We start from the raw sequence: 23,401 nt of genomic DNA, 5'->3' as shown, positions 1-23,401 counted from the left end.
GATAGTGTCGGCTCCTGAAACTAATACTAGGAGCTACACCATGTTCAAGATCACCCCCAATCCCCCCGCAGACGATTCGAAAAAACTCAACGAAGCCGCCGACCGCGCCCTCGCCTTTTACCTCGATCCCAAGCCTGAAAAACCCAATCCGCCACCGGGCCAGTTGTTCACTGTTGCGGAAGGCGCGGACATGGAATGTCTATTGGCCAACCTCAGCGAAACCCTGGCTTCGGTCAACGTCATGGCAAGCGAGCAGGCTTTTGAACTGGACGGCTCGCGGCGCCATTTTGCGCTGGGCATCCAGCAAATGATCGAGTTGGCAGAACTGCTGGCGAACCGCGCACTGGACATCGCCGCGCCGCGCTAAACGCACTCAAGCCAAGTGACACCTGTGGCGAGGGAGCTTGCTCCCGCTGGGCTGCGCAGCAGCCCCAATGACCGGCACCTCGGTGGGTCAGATATTTTTGAGGGGGCTGGTTTGGGGGCTGCTTCGCAGCCCAGCGGGAGCAAGCTCCCTCGCCACAACAGCGTTCGCTTCAGTTTTTTGGGCGGGCGGGGTTTACACCGGCTTGCTCTTGAGATTGCGCGCATACCACGGCCGTTGCGGCACGCGGCGGAACAGTTCGGTGAGCTTTTTGTCATCGCTGCCGAAGGTGATGCGCAGGGCCAGTTTCATGGTTTCCGGGTCCATCTCCACCGAGCGTCCGGCCTGCAGCCCAGGCGTGGTGTTGCAACCGTGGGTGTCCGGGCCCAGCCAGGGGTCGGCGATTTCGACCCAGCGGCCGGGGGCGAACCAAGGTACGCCGCTGACTTCGAGCCGGCTCACTTCCCCCGGGTGGAAACGTTCGTGGGCACGGAACCAGTCTTCGAGGCGGTCGTCGATCCAGCCGTGGAAGGCCCAGAACACCGGATTGACATGGGAAGAGAACGGATCACCGAGGAAGTCGTTTTCCGGCGCGTACCAGCGCTGGGCGAAGTCGTCCGGGTCGCGGGCGAACGGAACCGGGTGGCCGTTGGACGGGTCACGCGGCACCGAGGCCCAGCGCATGTGCAGCCAGTCGTGCAGGCCCAGTTCCACTTCCGAGCCAAACTGGCCCAGGGTCAGTTTCGACAGATAACGCGGGTCGCGATAGCGCGATTCCCACACCTGGAAATTGCTGTGGTAGGTCTCGGCGGTCTTGATGTCGCTCACCCACTGGGCGTACTGATCATCGCCGTCGGCCAGCCAGGTCGGCGGCAACGCAGTGCCGTCGAGGTTATCGAAATAGCGGGCGAAGCCCGGGCGATCGCGCTCCAGCTCCGGTTGCGGCAAGGGGAAGCGTGGCCACGACGGCAGCGCCTGGAACGAACGCGCCGTGCCCAGCATGTGCCGGTGCATGAAAAAGAAGTCGATGCCCGAGCCGTTGCGATCCTTGCGCGGGCCGCGGGCGTCGCGCTCCTGATCTCGTGGGCCGGGCTGCCAACCGATGCCGCGCAGGGCGTTACGCTTGTCTTCGTCCAGGGTGTGCCATTTGTCCCGCGAAGCGTGCCAGAGCTGGTGGAACAGCCGATGTTCTGGCGACACCAGCCAAGCCAGCAGCGCCGGACTCAGCGGCGTACGTTCGCGGGCTTCGGGGAATGGTTGCTTGCGGGCGATGAACTGATTGTCGAGTTCCAGCAGGCCCAGCGGACGATCCAACCGCAACACACGACCGCTGAGCGTCGCGGAGCCGGCATTGCCGAAGCCGGCCCAGACTTCGTCCAGGGTCATGGTGAATTCATAGTCCGGCGCGCCGCCCGGGGCCTGGGCGCCGATCAGTCGCCAGCTCAGTTGCTTGGGGTCGGTGCCGGCCAAATCGCCCAACACCCGATAACGCGGTTCGTCCCCGGCGCGTAGCCGCTCGGCGGTGTCGAGGTAACCCACCAGGCCACGGCCCTTGTGGCCGATATCGAGGAACACCTGGAGACCGTCCTGGGGCAAGCCATCGAGGCCAGCATCGCGGCCAGTGAAGCGGATTGTCCAGATGCCCCGCAACGTATCGGCCCGACGCTGGCCCGCCACGTCCGCCACGTCGAACGAGGCCTCGCCGGGGGTGATGGTCGGGTCCGGTCGGGTCAGTTCGCGATGCCCGTAATACACCGCAGGCACGGCGGCACCGGTCAGCGCCAGGCCTGCCATGAACCATCGTCGAGAAATCGTCATTGCCTTACCTGTGTCCAGCCCTGGAACGGGCTTTATCCAAGCTAGAACGATGGGTGGGCCAACAAATTTATAGAGGCCCTCGAAGCCGCCTAAATTTCCCCACCGATCACTCGTTCTCCCCAGATAGCAAAGGCCCCCGCGCCTGTCCTTCCAAGGCGAACCTGACTGAGATCGGCAATGACAACACGACGTTCGAAAAAGGCTCTTTTCATCGGCCTGCCATTGGCCCTGGCGCTGGCCGTCGGTGGCGGTCTGGCAGCCTGGGACCACTGGTGGCGGGACAATCCCGGCTACCCGGTCAAGGTGATGAAAGAAGCCCGGGAACTGCACGAACGCCTGCTGTCCTTTGACAGCCACATCACCGTGCCGCTGGATTTCGGCACTGCTGGTAACGAAGCCGACAAGGACGGCAACGGTCAGTTCGACCTGGTCAAAGCCAACCGCGGGCAGCTGTCCGGCGCGGCCCTGACGGTGTTCGGCTGGCCCGAGCTGTGGAACGGTGACAACGCGCCGCACAAGCCTACTGCCGGTTTCGTCGAGGAAGCGCGCAACCAACAGGAAGTGCGCTACAAGATCATCACCGGCCTGGTCCGGGACTTTCCCAACCAGGTCGCCATTGCCTACACCCCGGATGATTTCCGCCGCCTGCACGGCGAAGGCAAGTTCGCGATTTTCATCAGCATGCTCAACGCCTATCCCCTGGGCCACGACCTGAGCCTGCTGGACCTGTGGACGGCGCGGGGCATGCGCATGTTCGGCTTCAGCTACATCGGCAATAACGACTGGGCCGACTCCTCGCGTCCGCTGCCGTTCTTCAACGATTCCCCCGACGCCCTCGGCGGCCTGTCGGACATCGGCAAGCAAGCGGTGTCGCGCCTGAACGACCTGGGCGTGATCATCGACGTGTCGCAGATGTCGACCCTGGCCCTGGAGCAAGTCGCGCAACTGAGCCGCACGCCGCTGGTGGCTTCCCATTCGGCGCCACGGGCGATGGTGGACATCCCGCGCAACCTCAGCGACAAGGAAATGCAGCTGATCAAGGCCAGCGGCGGCGTGGTGCAGATCGTCGGCTTCTCCCAATACCTGCGCCCCCTGACACAAAAAACCCAGGACAAACTCAACGCCTTGCGCGAGCGTTTTGGTCTGCAACCGCTGCCCAACCTGGCGATGGCACTGATGCCCGGCGACCCCATCATCGCCGCCTGGCCCGAGCAGAAGTTCGGCCAGTACGCCAGCCAGCTCTACGCCATTCTGGAAGAAGAACCCAAGGCCAGCCTCAAGGACCTGGGGGACGCCATCGACTACACCGTGCGCAAGATCGGCATCGACCACGTCGGCATCAGCTCCGACTTCAATGAAGGCGGCGGCGTCAAAGGCTGGGAAAACGTCGGCGACATTCGCAACGTCACCGCCGAACTGCTGACCCGCGGCTACTCCGAAGCCGACATCGCCAAACTGTGGGGCGGCAATTTCCTGCGGGTCTGGGATCAGGTCCAGAAAGCCGCACGCCCCGCCATCGCCTCGACCCAGAAGACCGTCCAGCCATGAATGAACGTCGCACCTTCCTGAAGCAGGCCGGGATCCTCGCCGCCGGCCTGCCCCTGGCCACCAGCCTGTCCGCCACGGCCAGTGCCGATCCTCTGCCGCCGCTGCCCAAGAATAAATGGGCACAACTGCGCTCGCTGTTCGACCAGGACCCGGACTACCTGCACTTCTCCAATTTCCTGGTCACCACTCACCCGCGCCCGGTGCGCGAGGCCATCGAAAAGCACCGCGCGGCCCTGGATAAAAACCCGGGGCTGTTGATGGACTGGGACCTGGGCGTCACCGAAGAGCGTGAGGAAAACGTGCGCATCTGGGCCGGCCGTTACCTGCAAGCAAGCTCGAAGCAAATCGCCCTCACCGGCAGCACCACCGAGGGCCTGGCGATGATCTACGGCGGCGTCCATGTGGCGGCCGACCAGGAAATCCTCACCACCGCCCACGAACACTACGCCACCCACACCATTCTCGACCTGCGCACCCAACGCAGCGGCACCCGGGTGCGCAAGATCAAGCTGTTCGACAACGCCCACGACGCCAGTCACGAACAAATCCTCATAGCCATCGACCGCAACATCCGCCCGGAGACGCGGGTGCTGGGCATGACCTGGGTGCATTCGGGCAGCGGCGTGAAGCTGCCGATCGACAAGATCGGCGCCCTGGTGGACAAGCACAACCAGGGCCGCAGCGACGAGCAGCGGATCATTTATGTGGTGGATGGCGTGCACGGTTTCGGCGTCGAAGACCTCAGTTTCCCCAAGATGAATTGCGACTTTTTCATCGCCGGGACCCACAAGTGGATGTTCGGCCCGCGCGGCACGGGCCTGGTGTGCAGCCGCAGCGAAGAGCTCAAGTACGTCACGCCGATCATCCCGACCTTCTCCGAAGCCACGGCGTTTTCCACCACCATGACGCCGGGCGGCTACCACGCCTTCGAGCATCGCTGGGCGGCGGACGAAGCGTTCAAGCTGCACTTGCAACTGGGCAAGGCCGAGGTGCAGGCGCGCATTCATACCCTCAACAGCTACTTGAAAAAACAGCTGGTGGCACTGCCGCAAATCGAGCTGGTCACGCCGCTGAGCCCGGACCTGTCCGCCGGTTTCACCTTCTTCCGGGTCAAAGGCCGCGAGAGCGACGAGGTGGCCGCCTACCTGATGAAGAACCGAGTGATTGCCGACGCCGTGCATCGCGACGCAGGACCGGTAATCCGCACCGCGCCGGGGTTGCTCAACAGCGAAGCCGAGATCGATCGCTTCATGGGCTTGTTGGACAAGACACTCTGAACCTGACTTATCGAGAGAGACGGATGAACAGTTTTTCGTTGAAGCTACTCCCGGCATTGACCCTCGCCGCCCTGCTGCCCTCCGGCGCCCAGGCCTCGCAACCGGGTCAGGTCTTTCGCGACTGCAAGGACTGCCCGGAAATGGTCGTGCTGCCCACCGGCACCTTCCAGATGGGTACCCCGGAAGATGAAGTGGGCCGCGAACCCGACGAAGGTCCGATGCACCCGGTGACGTTTGCCAAGCCCCTGGCGATCAGCCGCTTCCAGGTGCTCAAGGGCGAATGGTTCGCCTACCTGCGCGACACCGGCTACACGATGCCCGACGGCGACAAGCGTCCCGGTCGCGCCTGCAAGGCCGGCATCCCGGATTACCAGGGCAGCGACCCACGCAAGCAATACACCGACCGACACCCGGCGGTGTGCATGGACTTCGCCGAGGCCAACGCTTACGTGGCCTGGCTGTCGAAAAAAACCGGCAAACAGTACCGACTGGTCAGCGAATCCCTGCGCGAGTACGCAGCGCGCGGCGGCAGCGCCGGCCCGTTCCCCTTTCCGTTCGATGCAGGCAAGGAATACAGCATCGCCCAACATGCCAACACCTACGGCGCGGCCGACGGCTACAACTTCACCGCACCGGCCGGCAGCTACGCGCCCAATGCCTTCGGCGTCTACGACATGCACGGCAACGTCTACGAGTGGACGGCCGATTGCTATAACGACAGCTACGTCGGCGCACCGAGCGATGGCAGCGCCTGGCTGACCGGCAAGTGCGAGTTCAAGCGCATCCGTGGCAACGACTGGGGCGAAGCACCGGTGTTCTCCCGCTCGGGCAACCGCAACGCGCTGGTGCCCAGCGATCGGGGGGACTGGATTGGTTTTCGGGTGGCGCGGGATATGTAATCAACTGCCCGCCTGAAGACCCGCTTTTGTGGCGAGGGAGCTTGCTCCCGCTGGGCTGCGTAGCGGCCCCAGATTTTGCGGTCGCTGCGCAACCGAGCGGGAGCAAGCTCCCTCGCCACAATAATGTGTGTCAGACGATTCCTCGTTAAATCCCCTGCCACAAAAGTGCGAGTTCAAGCGTATCCGTGGCAATGACTGGGGCGAAGCCCCGGTGTTCTCCCGCTCCGGCAACCGCAACGCATTGGTGCCCAGCGATCGGGGGGACTGGATTGGTTTTCGGGTGGCGCGGGATTTGTAATCAACTGCCCGCCTGAAGATCCGCTTTTGTGGCGAGGGAGCTTGCTCCCGCTGGGCTGCGCAGCAGTCCTGAAACCGGCTGCCGCTATTTGTCTGGCTCACCGCGTGAGGGCTTTTGGGGCTGCTGCGCAGCCCAGCGGGAGCAAGCTCCCTCGCCACAATAATGTGTGTCAGGCGATTCCTCGTTAAATCCCCTCCCCTACCAATCGTTCTACAGGTGGGCGCGCCCCAACCGGCGTGCCGCCGTCCTCCAGCCCATGCGGTGAATGCCCGCGCTGGCCTTCGCCCTTTCATCAAGCAGGGAAACCTCCATGAGCCAACCAACCCGCGGGGTGATCAATGAAATGTTCAGCCTGCTCAAACCCTTCCGGCTGATTGTCGTAGGTTCCATTCTCTTGGGCATGCTGGGCGGCCTGAGCATCACCGCCCTGCTGGCGACCATCAACGACGCCCTGAACGCCGCCACAACGCCCACGCCCCGGCTGCTGGCGACGTTCGCCGGGCTTTGTGCGGCGGCGCTGCTGGCCTCGATTCTGTCGGACATCGGCACCAACCATGTCGGCCAGAACATCATCGCCGAGCTGCGTAAGTCCCTGGGCAAGAAAGTCCTGCTGGCGCCCATCGAACAGATCGAACGCTATCGCAGCCATCGGCTCATTCCGGTCTTGACCCACGACGTCAACACCGTCAGCGACTTCGCGTTTTCCTTCGCGCCGCTGGCCATCGCCTTCACGGTCACCCTCGGTTGCCTGGGTTACCTGGCCTACTTGTCACTGCCGATGTTTTTCCTGCTGCTGGTGGCGCTGGTGATCGGCACGGTCGTGCAATACCTGGCGCGTGCCCGTGGCATCCGGGGGTTCGAAGCGGCCCGTGAGGCCGAGGATGCGCTGCAGAAACACTACGGCGCCATCGCCGCCGGGGCCAAGGAACTGCGCATTCATCGCCCGCGCCGCCAGCGCATGTTCAGCCAGCGCATCGAAGCGACCGCCGACTACATCTGCGCGACCAACATCCGCTCGGTCAACACGTTCGTGGTGGCCAAGACCTTCGGCTCGATGCTGTTTTTTGTGGTCATTGGCCTGGTCCTGGCCCTGCAATCACTGTGGCTGGGCATCGATAAAACCGTGCTCAGCGGCTTCGTGCTGGTGCTGTTGTACATGAAGGGCCCGCTGGAATACCTGGTGATGACCTTGCCGGTGATCAGCCGGGCGAACATCGCCTTCAAGCGCATTGCCGAACTGGCCGAGCAATTCTCCTCACCCGAGCCGCACCTGCTGCTCAACGACAAGCACCTGCGCAAGCCCACGATCCAACAGCTGGAACTGCGTGATGTGCACTACGCCTTCCCGGTGGTCGAAGGCAGCCAACCCTTCGCCCTGGGACCGGTCAACCTGTCCATCGCCCAAGGTGACATCGTGTTCATCGTCGGCGAAAACGGTGGAGGCAAGACCACGCTGATCAAGCTGCTGCTGGGCCTCTATTTCCCCCAGGGTGGTGAAATTCTTCTCGACGGCGCGCCGGTAGGCGCCGCTCAACGGGACGATTATCGCCAGTTGTTCACCACGATTTTTGCCGATTACTACCTGTTCGATGAGCTGGTCCAGGGCGATCAACAGGTGCCCAAGGACGCCAACCGCTACCTGGAGCGCCTGGAAATCGCCCACAAGGTCAGTATCCGCGACGGTGCCTTCAGCACCACCGATCTGTCCACCGGCCAGCGCAAACGCCTGGCGTTGCTCAATGCCTGGCTCGAGGAGCGTCCCGTGCTGGTGTTCGACGAATGGGCCGCCGACCAGGATCCGCTGTTCCGGCGGGTGTTCTATACCGAACTGCTGCCGGAACTGAAGGCGCTGGGCAAAACCATCATCGTCATTTCCCACGACGACCGCTATTTCGACATCGCCGATCAACTGGTCCGGATGCAGGCCGGTCAGGTGGTCAGTGAAAAAGCTCCGGCGGCGTTTGCCTGAACCCGCCCGACGCAATGCTGTTTACCGCGAGAACACCATGAACGAACTGCTAGATGATGATCTGCTGACGCTGCTGCTCGATGACCTGGCGGGCGACACGCACGCCAGCTCCAGCCGCCGCCGACTGGACCGCGCCCCCCTGTCTTTCGCCCAGCAACGCTTGTGGTTGGAGCACCAGCGTGACCCGGCCCGTTCGGCCTACAACCTGCCACGGGCCCTGCGCCTGAGCGGTGAGCTCGATGCCGACGCCCTGGAGCAGGCCCTGAATCGCGTCATCGACCGACACGACATCCTGCGTACCGCGTTCAATGACATCGACGGCGCGCCGGTCCAGGTGGTCGAGCGTGACGCCTGCCTCGTCCTGCACCGGGAAGACCTCGGCGACCTCGCCCCCCAGGCGCGTGCCACGGCGCTCTCACAGCGCATCGAGCTGCACGCCCGGCAACCGTTCGATCTCAGCCGCGCGCCGCTGATGCGGGCCACGCTCCTGAGGCTGGACAGCGCCGAACATGTGCTGTTGCTCAACATGCATCACATCGTCTCCGATGCTTGGTCCAACACGATCCTCATGCAGGACATGACCCAGGCCTATGCCCAGGCCGTGATCGGCGATCCGACACCGCTGCCACAGTTGCCCATGCAATACGCCGACTACGCCACCCGCCAGCGAGGCGAGTACTTGCAAAGCACGGCCTGCCAACGCAGTGGCGAATACTGGAGTCGCTACTTGGGGCAGGACCTGCCCACGTTGGAGCTGCCCCAGGATTTCCCCCGCGCCACGGGCCAGCAACATATGGCCGGACGCGTACATCTGTCACTTGCCCCCGCAATGGCCCGGGCCCTGGACACGTTCTGCCAACGCCAGGGGCTGACGCCTTTCGTGGTGGCGCTGGGGGCCTGGCAAATGTTGCTGGGCCGGTACAGCAACCAGGACGACTTCACCGTCGGCGTCCCCAACGCCAACCGCAACAGCCATGAAAGCCAAGACCTGGTAGGTTTTTTCGTCAGCAGCCAGGTGTATCGCACGCGAATCGACTCGAGCCGCAGCGGGCTGGATTTTCTGCGGGATCTGCGCGGGCAGTCCCTCGCCGCCCTTGAACATGCCGACTACCCGCTGGAGCTGATCCTCGATCAACTGCAACACCCCGGCGCACAGGGCTTGTTCCAGGTCTTGTTCAACTGGCGCACCGGCTCACCGGCCCTGCCGATCTCCCCCAAAGGCGAACTGGCCCTGGAATTTCTCGACACAGGCGACAGCCAGGCCAAGTTCGACCTGTCGCTGGATGTCGACTATTCACAACAGCAGATAGTGGCGACCTTCGAATACAGCCGTGATCTCTATCGCACTGACACCATCGAGCGCATGGCCGAGCACTGGCAGAACCTGTTGCGGGGCCTGATCGAAACACCTGAACGCGCCCTCGGCGAGCTGCCATTGCTCAGTGCTGATGAACGCCAGCTAACCCTGCACGACTGGAACCGCCAGCCGACCCAACTGCCCCGCGGGCGTTGCCTGCACCAGGTGATCGAAAGCCATGCCGCCGCCACGGGTGACGCCATCGCCCTGACCTTTGAAGGGCAGCACATGAGTTATGCCGAGCTCAACCGACAAGCCAACTCATTGGCCCATCGGCTGATCGAGCAAGGCGTCGGGCCTGACGTGCTGGTCGGCATCGCCGCCGAGCGGTCGCCGCAGATGCTCATCGGCCTGCTGGCGATTCTCAAGGCCGGTGGCGCCTACGTGCCACTGGACCCGGCCTACCCGGCTGACCGCCTGGCGTACATGATCGAGGACAGCGGCGTCACCCAGATCCTGACCCAGGCCCATCTGCGTGAATCGCTGGCGTTGCCCGCCACCATAAACTGCCTGTTGCTGGATTCGGGCGACGCCGATAGCGCCTATCCCGAACACAATCCGGATGTGCCGATGCACCCGGATAACCTGGCGTACGTGATCTACACTTCAGGCTCGACCGGCAAGCCCAAGGGCGCACTGCTCGCGCATCACAACGTCAGCCGCTTGTTCCAGGCCACGGAGCACTGGTTCAGCTTCGATCACCAGGACGTCTGGTGCCTGTTTCATTCCTATGCCTTCGACTTTTCCGTGTGGGAGATTTTCGGCGCGTTGCTGCACGGCGGCCGACTGGTCATCGTGCCCCACGCCGTGAGCCGTTCGCCGCAGGAGTTCTACGCCCTGCTTTGCCAGGAAAGCGTTACGGTGCTCAACCAGACACCTTCGGCGTTCAAGTCGTTGTTGCAGGTCGCCTGCGAAGCTCACCAGCCGCTTGCTCATCGGTTGCGGCAGGTGATTTTTGGCGGCGAAGCGATTGACGTGCAGAGCCTGCGCCCCTGGTTCGAACGTTTCGGCGACGAGGCGCCGCAATTGATCAACATGTATGGCATCACGGAAACCACGGTCCATGTCACCTGGCGACCGCTGTCGATCGACGACTTGCACAGCGAGACCACGAGCCCGATCGGCCAGCCCATCGTCGACCTGTCCTGGTACTTGCTCGACGCGCACCTGAACCCGGTTCCCAAGGGGTGCATCGGTGAGCTGTATGTCGGCCGGGCCGGCCTGGCTCGTGGCTACCACCAGCGCGCCGACCTGACCGCCAGCCGGTTTATCCCCGATCCGTTCGATCCGCTGCCGGGTGGCCGCCTGTATCGCACCGGCGACCTGGCGCGCTACCGCACCGACGGCAGCATCGAGTACATCGGGCGCCTGGATCATCAGGTCAAGATCCGCGGATTCCGCATTGAATTGGGCGAAATCCAGGCACGTTTGCAAACGCTGCCGGCGGTCCAGGATTGTGTGGTGCTGACCCATGACGGCCCGACCGGCCTGCAACTGGTCGCCTACGTGATTGCCACGCAACCGCCCAGCGCCGAGTTACGCGAAGGTTTGTTGAGCGCGCTCAAAGCGCATCTGCCGGACTACATGGTGCCCAGCCACCTGCTGTTCATCGACCGGTTCCCTCTCAACGCCAACGGCAAACTAGACCGCAAGGCCTTGCCGGAGCCTGACGCCAGCCTCCGGCATTCGAACTACGTGGCGCCCCGCACTCAGTTGGAAGAGGCCCTGGCGCAGCTCTGGCAACAGTCCCTCAAGGTTGAGCGCGTGGGTGTCAACGACAGCTTCTTTGAACTGGGCGGGCATTCGATCCTCGCCATCGAGCTGATCGCCAACCTCAAGGCCCGCCTGAATATCACGGTGCGGCTGCAAGAGCTGCTGGCCCACCCGAGCATCGCCGAGTTGGCCCTGTTCATTTCGCAAAAACATCGGGAGCAGACCCCATGCCTTGTGGAATTGAACAACGCCCCCGCCAGCGCACCGCAGTTATTTTGCCTGCATCCCAGTGGGGGCATCGTCTTCTGCTATCAGCCACTGGCGCGCAAACTCCAACACCGGGCGCGCACCTTTGGCGTCATGCACCGTGGCTTCAGCGAGCCCCATGCGAGCCCTGAAGCCTGGCGCGAGATGATCGCCGACTACAGCCGGGAAATCGTCAACGCCCAGCCCCAGGGCCCGTATTACCTGATGGGCTGGTCCTTGGGCGGGACCATCGCCCTGGACATTGCGGCGACGCTGGAAAGCCAGGGCCATACGGTGAGTTTCCTTGGCCTGGTGGACAGCACGATTCCGGAACACCTGTACCCGGCAACCCTATCGCGTCATCGGCATTTGCCAGGCGATGAACAAGCCGACCCGGCCTCCCAGGATCTGCTTGGGGCCATCGAATACTTCGACCTGCTGTTTCCAACCCTCACCGAGCGCACGGCGGCTTACCGGCAACAGAACCCCGACAGCACGGTCCAGGCATTCCACGAATGGGCCGCCAGCCAGATCGAGCCGGGGCGAGGCGACTTGTTGTCAATCGTGCAGAGCGTCAAGGATGAAGTCATGAACGCCCAGGCGTTCTCGGTGCATGATCGGTTGCTGGAAGCGTTTGACGCATTCACCTTCAAACCGGTACGGGTACGCCCGAGCTGCTGGTGGACCCAGGCGGAAAAAACGCCGGAAGAACTGGCCTTCTGCGAGAACCTGATCAAGGGCTACAGCCTGACCGGCGAGCTGCAATGCTCGGTGCATTCCCCGTTGCGCCATCGCAGCATGATCTTTGATGAGGGGTTGCTTGATTCGCTGATCGAGGCTTTTCTGAGCAGCACGACACCCGATAAGTAGCGTCAGGCACCGTCATTGTGGCGAGGGAGCTTGCTCCCGCTGGGCTGCGCAGCAGCCCTTTTTTGTGAGTGCTTCGCACTCAAGCGGGAGCAAGCTCCCTCGCCACAGGTTTTGCATTCCCCTGAAAACTGGCTGGACGGCCTGGCAAACCCCATAAAAAAACCGACCCGCACAAGGCGGGTCGGTTTTTTCTGCGCGCGTGAATCAGAACTGCGGGGTGTACTTCACGGTGAACATCAGGTTGCGTGGGTCACCGAAGTTGTTGTTGCCATCAAGCTGGTTGTAAGCGGGCGTTATGTACGTCTTGTCGAACAGGTTGTTGGCGTTGACCGCCAAAGCGATTTCCGGCGTCATCTGGTAGCCGACACGGGCATTCCACACGGTATAACCCGGTATGTGGGTCTTTTCTTCGTAAACCAGTGTGTGGCTTTGGGTGGTAAAGCCCAGGCCAGTGCTGACGCGGCTCCAGTCGCCGGTCAGTTGGTAGTTGCCCCACACCCGCAGCATGTGTTTCGGCGTCCAGCTACTGAAGACAACACCGTCCTTCCCCGGCTCCTCCAGGTACTTGGTAGTGTTGTAGGTGTAGCCCGCGAACAGCTGCAGGTTGTCTATCACTTCACCACTGATTTCGGCATCGAAACCCTGGCTGCGAACTTTCCCCGAGGCTGTCGAGCAATACCCGCCCTCACATAGCATCCCTCCGGCGGTGTCTTCGATGGCACGGTTCTCGTGGTCATAACGGAAGATAGCCAGGGAGGTATTGACCCGACCGTCCATCAGCTCACCCTTGAGGCCGACTTCGTAGTTGATGCCGACGATGGGCTTAAGCACCGAACCGCTGGTATCGACCTCGGTCTGGGGCTGGAATATGTCGGTATAGCTGGCATACACCGCCCACTCACGGCTCAGGTCATAGATGATACCGCCGTAGGGCGTGACCACCCCGGTTTCAGTTCCGGTGGTTCCCGAGTAGGGGGTAATACCGGCTGAGGTTTCGGTTTTCGCCTTGTAGCTGAAGTCATACCAACTGACCCGGGAACCCAGCACCAGCGTCAGGTCTTCGACCGGTTTGACGCGCCAGGTGCCGTACACGCCCTTCTGGCGGATATCGTATTTGCTGAGGACGCCCCGCCCGAGCGGAGCGTTGATCAGGTCTTCGTAACTGATGTCCGGTCGGTCATTGTTCAGGTCGAAGATGGAGTCGCTGGTGCTGTTGAAGGTACGGGCGTATTTATCATCCGTCTCCAACTGCGAGAAATTGCCGCCGAACATGACTTCCTGCTCCATCGACAATGCTTCGAACTTGCCGGTCAGGTTCATGTCGAGACCGGACTTCGTGGACTGGAAATCGGTCACGAAATCGGCATATTGCACGCCGGTGCCATCAGGGTTGAGGCCGCCAAGCCTTTGCACTCGCTGGTTTTTCGCCTGGTTGTCTTCAGTCATGTACACGGCACCCACCTTGAATGCCCAGTCCTCGTTGAAGCGATGCTCCAGGTCGGTGTAGTAGGTGGTGACATCGATGTCGGAACGGTTCCAGCGCGCGCCGGTGTAGGTCGAACGCGACACGTCGGGCATCGACCCGTCGGCGTAGCGTGGCAAGCCGCGGATGTTGCCGCGCGATTCACCGTTGGATTGGCTGACGGCGAAGCCCAGGGTGGTGTCTTCGCTCAGGTCGATGTCCAGCGCGCCGTACAGCGAATGGGTCTTGCTCCACGCATGGTCGACGAAGGAATTGCTCTGGTCTTCGTCGGCGACGATACGGCCGCGGATGTTGCCGGCGTCATTCAGCGGGCCGCCAGCGTCCAGTTGCAGGCCGTAGTGATCCCACGAGCCGGCCTTGCCGGTCAGGGTCACGGTCGGAGCGCTCTGGCCACGCTTGCGCACCAGGTTGACGGCACCGCCGGGGCTGCCAGTGCCTTGCAGCAGGCCGGCGGCGCCGCGCATGATTTCCAGGCGGTCGAAGAAGATCAGGTCCTGGGTCGCCCAGTTGCCCAGGGAATAGTTGTTCCGCAGGATCGGCACACCGTCGTACTGCCAGTCGTCGATCTGGAAACCGCGGGACGACAGGATCATGCCTTGGCCGACGCCCTGCAGGCCAACGATACCGGTGGTCTGGTTGACGGCGTCCTTGAGGCTGACCAGGTTCTGGTCATCCATCTGCTTGCGCGTCATCACGGTGATCGACTGGGGAATTTCCTTGAGGGTGTGAGTGCCCTTGCCGATGGTCACCGCGTTACTGGTGTAGGCCTGGCTGCCTTCGGTCGTCGCGTCCAGGGCCGTTGCCTTGACGGTGGTCGCGCCCAGCTCGAGGCCTCCGGTGGCAGGGCCGCGCATCAGCATCAGGGTGTTGCCCTCGAGGCTGTAGCGCACACCAGTGCCCTTGAGCAGTTCGGCGATGGCCGCTTGCGGGCTCATCTTGCCGCTGACGCGGGTGCTCTTCAGGTCGGCCATCTCGTCGGCGTTGTAGATCACTTGCTGGTTGGTCTGCTGACCGAACGCTTGCAGTGCCTGCGGCAGCGGTTGCGCAGGAATGTTGATGCTGACGTCTTCCGCCATCACCTGAGCGCTGAGGGGCAGTACGCAGACCAACCCCAGACCGGCCAACACCCGCCGCGAACGCAGGCCGCGGGACATGACGAGTGCCTTGAACAGAGGTTTCAACTCATGAATGGATGACATCGTGCTCTCTATTATTGGTAGAAGTAAAAGTCCATGGGGCCGAAGGGCCCGCCGCTCGCCAGCACACGTGAGCCCGCACAGTCGATTGCCCCAAGGCAATGTCAGTGCGTGGCCGACCGGCCCCTCCCCGGGCACGGTCATCTGGCTGGACGACGGCGAAATCTTTGCTGAACAAACCCGGTGCCTGGGCGTCCTGCCCGACCCGATTTGCCCACATACCTAAGTAAGACGCAGCACCTGCCAAAAACCGGAATGAGTTTATTTATCATTCGCGTAAAAAGTTAAAAAAAACCGGCGCTGATGGGCGCCGGCTTTTTTTACCAACACCGCCAATACCAAAGCTGTGAACACACCTGTGGCGAGGGAGCTTGCTCCCGCTGGGCTGCGCAGCAGCCCCAAAAGCCCTCACGCGGTGAGCCAGACAAATAGCGGCAGCCGGTTTCAGGACTGCTACGCAGTCCAGCGGGAGCAAGCTCCCTCGCCACGGGGGTTGGTGTATGGCGGGATTGATGGTGGGTTATTCGGATTCGTCAGCGTCGGGCAGACCTATTCATTGGCAACTCGGCCTTTGTGGCGAGGGGATAAATCCCCCTCACCACAGGGTTCTGCTCGGTTTTTAAGATTTGATCCGCCCCGGAATCAGCCCAGCGGCGCCGTCCTGGCAGCTTGTAGCTGGCGGGCCTGTTCGGTCAGGAGGGCCTTTTCCTCGGGGCTCATCGCTTCCATGCGCAGGCGCACCTGGGCGATTTTCTCCAGTTGTCCCGGACTGCTTTCCACTGCCCGCAAGGCCAGTGCCAACGACGCTACGGTCGGATGATCGAAGACCAACCCCGGGTGGATGTCGCACTGCAACAACTTGCGAATACCGGCCACCAACTTGATCACCAGCAGCGAATGACCACCGGCGGCAAAGAAGTCGCGGTCGATGCCCAATCGCTCAAGCCCAAGCAATTGCGCCATGCGCGCGGCAAGCAATTGCTCCAGTGCATCCCGTGGGGCCGCGTCTTCGTCCGCCATCGCCGCACCCGCCCACTGTTGCAACGCCTTGCGATCGATCTTGCCGTTCGCCAGCCGCGGGAACCGTTCGATCAGTTGCAACTGCTGCGGCACCATCACACTGGGCAGGCGAGCGCTCAGCTCAGCACGGACGGCGTCCAGCAGACCCGCCGACCTGCCCTGCTGCGCCACGACAAAGGCCAACAGTCCCTGCTCGGCCGACGTTGCCGACAGCACCAATGCTTCGGCCACTTGCGGCACACGCAGCAGCTCGGCCTCGATCTCCGCCAGCTCAATACGGAACCCACGCACCTTGACCTGCTGATCACGCCGACCGTGCAACTGGATCGCCCCGTCCGCGCGATAACGCGCCAGGTCGCCGCTGCGATACAAGCGCTGGGCCGGATCGAACGGGCTCTGGATGAACGTCTGCTCATCCGCCGTGGCATTCAGATAACCCCGGCACAACTGCGCGCCGCCCAGGTACACCTCACCCAGCACGCCCACCGGCGCCAAGCGCAGATCGGTGTCCAGCACGTAAACCTGGTTGTTGCCCAGCACCTGAGTCAGCGCCGAACAATCGCCGACCGCGCCGTGCAGTGACAACGGATGAATCATCACCCCCACCGTGGCTTCGGTCGGCCCATAGTGGTTAAACACCCGGCAATCGCTGCGCAACCGGGCGATGCGCTCGATCAACGGCGGCGGAATCGGCTCGCCACCCAGTACCAGCGTACGCGGCAGGGTCGCCTGATCACTGTCGAGCAGTGCCGCAAGGTGCGACGGTACGATTTTCAGGCAGTCGATCCGGTGCTGCTGCAGGTACCCGGCAAACAACGCGCCGTCCTGCATCTGCTCATCGCTGGCCACATGCAGGGTCGCGCCATTGAACAACGCGCCAAACAACGTCGTGTTGCCCAGGTCCGCCGCCACAGTGGACGTGAAACCGACGTCCTTGCATTGCTCAAGTCCCAGGGCCTGGCTGGCCTGGGCGGTGTAGTTGAGCAATTGCCGATGCTCGATCACCACGCCCTTGGGCACACCGGTGGAGCCGGATGTAAACAACACATAGGCCATGTCGTTGCCCTGAGTGACCAGGTCTGGCAATGCCCCCGCCGACTGACTCAACTGCGCCACGGTCAGCGCCTTGTACGGCTGATCCTGCCAGGCCGGCAGATGCGCCGCATCGGTCAGCAACACAGCCGCGCCAGCCTGCTCCAGCATCAATGCCTGGCGCGCCTGGGGCCATTGCACATCAAGGGGCAGATACGCCGCCCCCACGCGCCAGCTCGCCAGCATTGCAATCACCAGCTCCGCCGAGCGCGGCAACGCCAGCGCGACAATCGAACCCTCGCCCAGGCCTTGCTGCTTGAGGCCCTGGGCCAGGCTGTCGACCCGGGCTTGCAACTGGCCATAGCTCAATTGCTGATGGGCGTCGGTCAGGGCGATGGCATCCGGCGTATGAGTCGCCCAATCGGCGATGCGCCGGGGCAGATAGCGGCTATCGACCAAGGCCTGCATCGGCGGGTTGATCGCTCGCAAGCGCTGTTCTTCGGCACGACTCAACAGGTTGAGCTGCGCCAGTGGGGTGTGCCCAGCCGCAAGGATCGAAGCCAGCAGCACGCCGTACTGCTCCAGCACGGCATTGGCCGAGGCTAGCGAATACAGCGCGCTGGCGTAATACAGATCGATCCCGGCAAGCTGCTCGACACCGTTCAATTGCACCTGCAACAAGCACTCGAATCCATCGTCCCGCACGGGTACTGACACCGGCGCCCAGTGCAGACCGCTGCTGTCCTGGGCACGACTCGCCTGGGCAACCGTAAAGCCGTAGACCGGGCGCGCCGCGTCAGGGCTGAGTTCCGGCGTCCAGTATTCCTGCCAGGTGCGGTGTTCTTCGAGGCGAGCCGCCAGCGTCACCAGCCACTCATTGAACGACTGGGTGGCGGGCAATGAAATGCACAGCGGCAGGTTTTTCTCGAACACACCCACGGCATTGGCGAAGTATTCGTAGTCGCTGCGGCTGTCATGGCGCACGCCGACCAGCGCCTGCTCACGTCCACTCAAACGGCCCAGCAACACCCACCAGGCGCCTTGCAGCAGCGTGGCAAGCGGCTGCCCGAGCTGCGCAGCCAGACGTTGCAAAGCCTCACGCTGGGCAGGTTCCAGTGTCAGGGCCACGCACGCGTCGGCGACGCGGGTCTCGCGGCTGGCGCTGCGGGCGGCCAACCATGGCGTGGCGATGTCTGTCTGCTGGCCTTGCAGGTGCTGCTGCCAGTAGGTACGCGCGCTGGCGGCATCCTCATCCAGAACCACTTCACTGCGCCACTCCAGGTACTGGGCAAACTCGCCCGGTGCTTCGTCTTCCGATGCCAGAACCCCGGCGTACGCCTGCTGTACTTGCTCAAGCAGCAGATTCAGCGACTGCCCATCGGCACTGTAGCGGGCGATGCCCAGCAGCAGTTGCCATTGCTGGGGCCCGAGGCGATACAGCACAGCCTGGACGCTTGCCGATTCGCCGACCACAAACGCGCGGCCCATCGATTCCTTGATCTGCGCCTGGACCTCCTCGGCCCCTTGCTCGCCCCCCCGCACCGTCAATGGGAAGCGCCCGGCACCGGCGGCGGCCTGACGCAAACCGTGGAACCCAGCGACTTTGCCCAGTTGCGCCAGCAGCATCGGCTGCTGCGCCAGTAGCGTATCGAACGCCACCTGCAAGCGCTGCGGATCGAGGTCGCCGTCAATGACCACGTTCAGCCAGCGCAAGGCGTCGCCACAGGTCGCCGTGGTCGACAGTTGCTCAAGCACTGTTTGTTGCTCGGGCGTCAGGGCGAAACCCGAATCGTGCGCGTCCATCGTGACCTCGTTCATGCTCCGGTTTCCTCGGTATTGAGTGCGCCCTGGGTGGTTTGCCCGGCGGCAGGCCGGTGCTCAAGACTGCTGTGGTCGTACATATCGCCCATGGCCACCACGATCTTGCGGGGCCCCTCGAACGGGTCGCGGGCGTGGGCCACCAGCATGTTGTCCAGCAGGATCACGTCGCCTTTGTGCCAGTCGAAACGCACCGCACAGGCTTCGTACAACTCACCGATACGCGCCATCACCTCGTCTTCGATCGGCGTGCCGTCGCCGTAATACACCTGCCGTGGCATGCGCTCGAGGCCAAACATCGACAACAGGTCTTCCCGTACGTCCGGCTCCAGCCAGTAGATGTGATGCAACTGCACCTGGTTGAAGAACGACTTCTCGCCGGTGATCGGGTGGGTGATGATCGCCGGGCCCGGTGTGCGGGTTTGCAACTCATCGTTATCGAGCCAACGCCACTGGATGCCGCCCGCCCGACAGCGGGCCTCCACTTCGCGGCGATCTTCAGTCTTGAAGAAGTGCTGCCACGACACATCGAGTTTGTCGGTGAAGGTGCGCACGTAGAGCAGGCCTTTGTCCTCGAACTTTTCGCGAAGGTCCGCGGGCAGCTTTTCATACATCAAGCGGCAATCCACCACCGGGGTCGCGCCGCCCACGGGCGCGGCTTGCTCGCAATAGAACATCTGCTTGCGCGGCCAGCGGTCCTGATGGGAGCTCTCGTTGTGGAACAGGATCATCTTGCGCTCGGGGTACGGCGTGGAACGGTAGGTGTTCTTGCCCCCTTCCTTTTTGGGCAGGTCGCCGTACTGACCATAAAGGCCCGGTTGGATTGCTTCGGCGAACGCTTCAAAGCCCTGGATGCCGTCCAGCTCGAAACCGCGAAACAGGATGCCCGCATGTTCGGCCAGCTTTTGTTCGATGAACGGCCGGTTCTGCTGGATCCACTCGATGACATCCAGATGGGGCTCGCCCGGCTCCAGCATCAGCGGGAATCGTTGCGGCGCCGCCACCAGGGATTCGCGCACCCGCGTTGGCCGGGGCCCGGCGACCAGTGTCGCGGAACGCTTGAGAAACTTGCCCAGCTTATCGGCCTTAGGGCCCGGGACGGTGGCAGGCCTGGCGGCTGCCGCCAAGTGGTTGACTGGCATGCGGATAGCTCCCAATTGAATGTCCTGGTCAGCGACGATCTGTTCCAACAGGGCTGTCCAGGCCTGAATCAGGTGCTGAATGCGCTCATGTCCGAACAAGGTTGTGGCGAACTGCCAATTACCGCGCAGTTGCCCTTCTTCTTCGTCAACGAACAACGCCATGTCGAATTTAGAATGGGTCTCGAGGGCCGGCAGGGCCTCAACGTTCAATCCGGCCACGGTTCGGCTGCGTACCGGTACGTTGTTCATCACGAACAACACCTGGAGCAACGGATTCATCCCCTTGTGTCGCGGTACGCCCGACGCCTCGACAATCTGGTCGAATGGCAGGTCCTGATGCTCCAGCGCACCGAGCAGGTGGTCCTGGGTGTGGGCCAGGAACGCCGCAAACGTGAGTTCGGCGTCAAAGCGCGAACGCAGGGGCAACACGTTGACGAAGAAACCGATCAGGCGTTCAAGCTCAGGCTGTTCACGACCGGCCACGTCGGCACCCACGACGATGTCTTGCGCCGCGCAGACCCGGTGCAACAACACCTGGAATGACGCCAGCAGCGTGCTGTACAGCGTGACACCGGCCTCGCTCGACAAGCGCCGCAATGCCGCCGTCAACCCGGGGGAAAGGTGGAACTGCAACGCATCGCCGTCATAGGAGGCTGTCTGCCCCCGAGGGTTCTCCAGTGGCAGGCTCAGGCGACCGTCATAGCCACTGAGCCGGTGTTTCCAGTAGTCGGCCTGACGCGCCAGCACGCCCTGGTCTTCCAGCGCCCGCTGCCACAACGCGAAGTCGTAGTACTGAACGTCCAGGGGCGGCAGCGGCATCGGCTGACCGTTGAGGGACGCTTCGTAGACCTGCACCAGCTCGTTGATCAACAACCCCATCGACCAGCCATCGGAGATGATGTGGTGCATGGCATACAACAACACATGCTCGGTCGGTCCCAGGTGCAGGATCCGCCCGCGCCACAGCGGAGCCTGTTGCAGGTCAATCGGCGTGCGCGCGTTTTCCAGCGTCGCCCGGGCCACCTGTTCTTGCTGGGCGCTGGGCGAGAGGCCCGACAAATCGATCACCGGGAAGTCCCCTTCGATCTCATCGGCAATCAGCGCCAGCGGATCGCCTTCGTCGTCCTGGGTATACGCCGTGCGCAGCACGTCATGGCGGCGGACCACTTCGGCGAAGCTGCTCAACAGGTGTTCCACCGACAACTCGCCAGACAAGCGCAACGCCAGGGGCATGCCATAGGCCGAGGTGCCGCCGGACAATTGTTCGGCGATCCACAGGCGCCGCTGCACCAGCGACAACGGTGCCGAACGCCGCGGCCCATGGGCCTTGAGCCGGATCCCACTGGAGTCGCCCGCCCGAACCGCTCCATCCGCACTCCCAGCCATCAGGGCCGCCAGCGCCTTGAGCTGCGGATGATTGAACAGGTCCCGCAGGCTCAGCGGATAGTCCGTCAGCTTGCGCAGTCGTGAGACGGCCTGGGTGGCCAGCAACGAATGGCCGCCGCGTTCGAAGAAATGATCGTTGCGCCCGATCTGCTCTACCTCCAGTACTTCTTGCCAGATGCAGGCAATCCGTTGCTCCAGCTCACCCTCGGGCGGCACGAAGCCTTGCTGCGACTGGTTGGCGTCGAATCGGGGCAGCGCCTTGCGCTCCAGTTTGCCGTTCGGGCTCACCGGCATGCGCTCAAGCCATACCCAATGCTGCGGGACCATGTAGTCCGGCAGGTGCTGGCTCAGGTGGGTCTTCAAGGCCTGCTCGAAGGCAAGGCCGATACTGGCCTCGGCATTCAACAGCGCCGAGGATTGCGGCACCACATAGCCCACCAGCAGCGTGCCGTCCTGGGCGATCACCACACTGTCGCGGACCTCGGCATGTTCGGCCAGGCGCGCCTCGATCTCGCCCAGTTCGATGCGCAGGCCACGGATTTTCACCTGATGATCCAGGCGCCCGGCGTACTCGATCACACCGTCGGCCCGGTAGCGCGCCAGGTCGCCGGTACGGTACAGGCGCGCGCCGTCACCGAACGGGCTGGTGACGAAGCGCTCGGCGGTCAACGCCGGGCGACGGTGGTAACCCCGCGCCAGGCCTTCGCCTCCCAGGTACAGCTCGCCAGTGACGCCTACCGGTAACGGCGACAGGTCCGGGTCGAGGATAAACGTGCTCAGGTTGGCGATCGGTTGGCCAATCGGCACCGCGTCCCGGCCTTCGTCGACACAGGTCCAATGCGTCACGTCGATGGCCGCTTCGGTGGGGCCGTACAAGTTGTACAGGCCGGCAGCGGGCAGTTTGGCGAACACCTGCAACTGGGCATCCACCGGCAAGGCTTCGCCACTGCAAATGATCCGCTTCAGGCTCTGGCAACGACCGACCGCCGGGTCTTGCATGAACACCTGCAACATCGACGGGACGAAGTGCAAGGTGCTGATCTGCTGCGCGCTGATCAACTCGATCATCTGCGTCGGGTCGCGGTGGGCACCGGGTGGCGCCATGACCAGGGTCGAACCGGTCAGTAATGGCCAGAAGAACTCCCAGACCGACACGTCGAAACTGAACGGCGTTTTTTGCAGCACACGGTCGCTCGCCTCCAGCCCATAGGCGTCCTGCATCCAGAACAACCGGTTGGCCAGCGCCGAGTGACGGTTACCCGCGCCCTTGGGTTTACCGGTGGAGCCCGACGTGTAGATGACGTAGGCGAGGTTTTCGCCATCGACCGCGACCGCTGGATTGCTGTCGCTGCGGCCGGCCAGCCAGTCGCCGGGCTGGTCCAATACCAGACTGCGCAGGCCGGTGGGCAGCGGCAGTCGCTCCAGCAAATGCCCCTGGGTCAGCAGCAAACCAATGCCGCTGTCGTCGAACATATAGGCCAGGCGATCCTGGGGATATTCCGGGTCCAGTGGCACGTAAGCGCCGCCGGCCTTGAGGATCGCCAACAGGCCAACCACCATTTCCACCGAGCGTTCTGCCGCGATGCCCACCAGCACATCCGGGCCGACCCCGTGCTCGATCAGCACATGGGCCAGGCGGTTGGCCTGGGCATTGAGGTCGGCATAGCTCAGCCGTTGGGACGCAAAAACCAGGGCACAGGCGTCGGGGGTTTTATCCACCTGCGCTTCAATCAGTCGATGCACACTGCCATCGAGGGGGTAATCCATCGCGGTAGCGTTCCAACCCTGCTGGACCTGTTGCTGTTCGGCATCGAGCAATGACAATTGCCCGACCGAACGCTCGCCGCCCAGGGTCAATTGCTCCAGCAGATGGCGCAGGTGCCCGCCGATACGGCTCACGTCGGCCGGCGTGAAGCTGTCGTGGCTGTAACTCAAGAGCAACGACAGCGTTTCCCCCAGGTTCAC

General features: G+C 63.0%; 10 protein-coding genes and 1 pseudogene (1 of these 11 cut by a window edge). 7 read left to right on the top strand and 4 right to left on the bottom strand.

The genetic code is table 11. The annotated features are described in order from the left end of the window. The first annotated feature begins 40 nt into the window (after nt 1–40). Nucleotides 41–367 carry a DUF6124 family protein gene (locus BLT00_RS24660; RefSeq protein WP_092152579.1) on the top strand — a complete coding sequence of 109 codons (327 nt, stop codon included), beginning with the start codon at nt 41–43 and terminating at the stop codon, nt 365–367. 192 nt (nt 368–559) lie between these two features. On the opposite strand, the gene BLT00_RS24655 is transcribed toward BLT00_RS24660, so the two are convergent. Beyond that, a complete protein-coding gene (locus tag BLT00_RS24655; protein WP_092150379.1) occupies nt 560–2,182 on the bottom strand; it encodes a pyoverdine maturation tyrosinase PvdP in 1,623 nt (540 codons plus the stop codon). A 177-nt stretch (nt 2,183–2,359) separates the two neighbouring features. Here BLT00_RS24655 and pvdM point away from each other — a divergent pair, with 177 nt between their 5' ends. From pvdM to BLT00_RS24630, 6 genes and pseudogenes are all read left to right on the top strand, one after another. After that, nucleotides 2,360–3,730, top strand: a complete 1,371-nt coding sequence (pvdM, locus tag BLT00_RS24650) for a pyoverdine-tailoring dipeptidase-like protein PvdM (RefSeq protein WP_092150376.1) — start codon at nt 2,360–2,362, stop codon at nt 3,728–3,730. Continuing rightward, entirely contained in the window at nt 3,727–5,007 is a 1,281-nt protein-coding gene (locus tag BLT00_RS24645; protein WP_092150373.1) for a pyoverdine-tailoring periplasmic protein PvdN, read from the top strand. The genes pvdM and BLT00_RS24645 overlap by 4 nt, the downstream gene beginning before the upstream one ends. Before the next feature lie 23 nt (nt 5,008–5,030). Beyond that, nucleotides 5,031–5,906 carry a dihydropyoverdine dehydrogenase gene (locus BLT00_RS24640; RefSeq protein ID WP_092150370.1) on the top strand — a complete coding sequence of 292 codons (876 nt, stop codon included), beginning with the start codon at nt 5,031–5,033 and terminating at the stop codon, nt 5,904–5,906. A 160-nt stretch (nt 5,907–6,066) separates the two neighbouring features. Next, nucleotides 6,067–6,204, top strand: a pseudogene (locus tag BLT00_RS31520) (formylglycine-generating enzyme family protein); the annotation flags it as partial. A gap of 310 nt (nt 6,205–6,514) precedes the next feature. Beyond that, nucleotides 6,515–8,173, top strand: coding sequence for a cyclic peptide export ABC transporter (locus BLT00_RS24635; RefSeq protein ID WP_063320267.1), 1,659 nt, complete (start codon nt 6,515–6,517; stop codon nt 8,171–8,173). A 37-nt stretch (nt 8,174–8,210) separates the two neighbouring features. Continuing rightward, a complete protein-coding gene (locus BLT00_RS24630; protein WP_092150367.1) occupies nt 8,211–12,359 on the top strand; it encodes a non-ribosomal peptide synthetase in 4,149 nt (1,382 codons plus the stop codon). A gap of 204 nt (nt 12,360–12,563) precedes the next feature. Here BLT00_RS24630 and BLT00_RS24625 read toward each other — a convergent pair whose 3' ends face one another. The 3 genes from BLT00_RS24625 to BLT00_RS24615 all read right to left on the bottom strand — a co-directional run. Further along, nucleotides 12,564–15,041 carry a TonB-dependent siderophore receptor gene (locus BLT00_RS24625; RefSeq protein WP_092150364.1) on the bottom strand — a complete coding sequence of 826 codons (2,478 nt, stop codon included), beginning with the start codon at nt 15,039–15,041 and terminating at the stop codon, nt 12,564–12,566. A gap of 639 nt (nt 15,042–15,680) precedes the next feature. Then, nucleotides 15,681–18,908, bottom strand: coding sequence for a non-ribosomal peptide synthetase (locus tag BLT00_RS24620; protein WP_092150361.1), 3,228 nt, complete (start codon nt 18,906–18,908; stop codon nt 15,681–15,683). Continuing rightward, a protein-coding gene (locus BLT00_RS24615) for a non-ribosomal peptide synthetase (protein ID WP_092150358.1) crosses the window boundary here: on the bottom strand, nt 18,905–23,401 show its 3' portion. Its footprint extends 9,039 nt past the window's final position; only the last 4,497 of its 13,536 coding nucleotides appear in the window; its start codon lies beyond the right edge, outside the window — the gene reads right to left on this strand; the stop codon is at nt 18,905–18,907. The genes BLT00_RS24620 and BLT00_RS24615 overlap by 4 nt, the downstream gene beginning before the upstream one ends.

The sequence above is a fragment of the Pseudomonas sp. NFACC51 genome (genome assembly GCF_900103575.1).
Taxonomy (GTDB): Bacteria; Pseudomonadota; Gammaproteobacteria; order Pseudomonadales; family Pseudomonadaceae; genus Aquipseudomonas; species Aquipseudomonas fluorescens_Q.
Note: the sequence above shows the minus strand (reverse complement) of the source record. Positions and strands in the feature narration are given on the sequence as shown.

Excerpts from the sequence above, each read along its gene's own strand:
- BLT00_RS24635 (WP_063320267.1), top strand. The coding sequence starts at position 6,515 with ATGAGCCAACCAACCCGCGGGGTGATCAATGAAATGTTCAGCCTGCTC.
- BLT00_RS24640 (WP_092150370.1), top strand. The coding sequence starts at position 5,031 with ATGAACAGTTTTTCGTTGAAGCTACTCCCGGCATTGACCCTCGCCGCC.
- BLT00_RS24625 (WP_092150364.1), bottom strand. The coding sequence starts at position 15,041 with ATGTCATCCATTCATGAGTTGAAACCTCTGTTCAAGGCACTCGTCATG.
- BLT00_RS24630 (WP_092150367.1), top strand. The coding sequence starts at position 8,211 with ATGAACGAACTGCTAGATGATGATCTGCTGACGCTGCTGCTCGATGAC.
- BLT00_RS24655 (WP_092150379.1), bottom strand. The coding sequence starts at position 2,182 with ATGACGATTTCTCGACGATGGTTCATGGCAGGCCTGGCGCTGACCGGT.
- BLT00_RS24645 (WP_092150373.1), top strand. The coding sequence starts at position 3,727 with ATGAATGAACGTCGCACCTTCCTGAAGCAGGCCGGGATCCTCGCCGCC.
- pvdM (WP_092150376.1), top strand. The coding sequence starts at position 2,360 with ATGACAACACGACGTTCGAAAAAGGCTCTTTTCATCGGCCTGCCATTG.
- BLT00_RS24620 (WP_092150361.1), bottom strand. The coding sequence starts at position 18,908 with ATGAACGAGGTCACGATGGACGCGCACGATTCGGGTTTCGCCCTGACG.
- BLT00_RS24660 (WP_092152579.1), top strand. The coding sequence starts at position 41 with ATGTTCAAGATCACCCCCAATCCCCCCGCAGACGATTCGAAAAAACTC.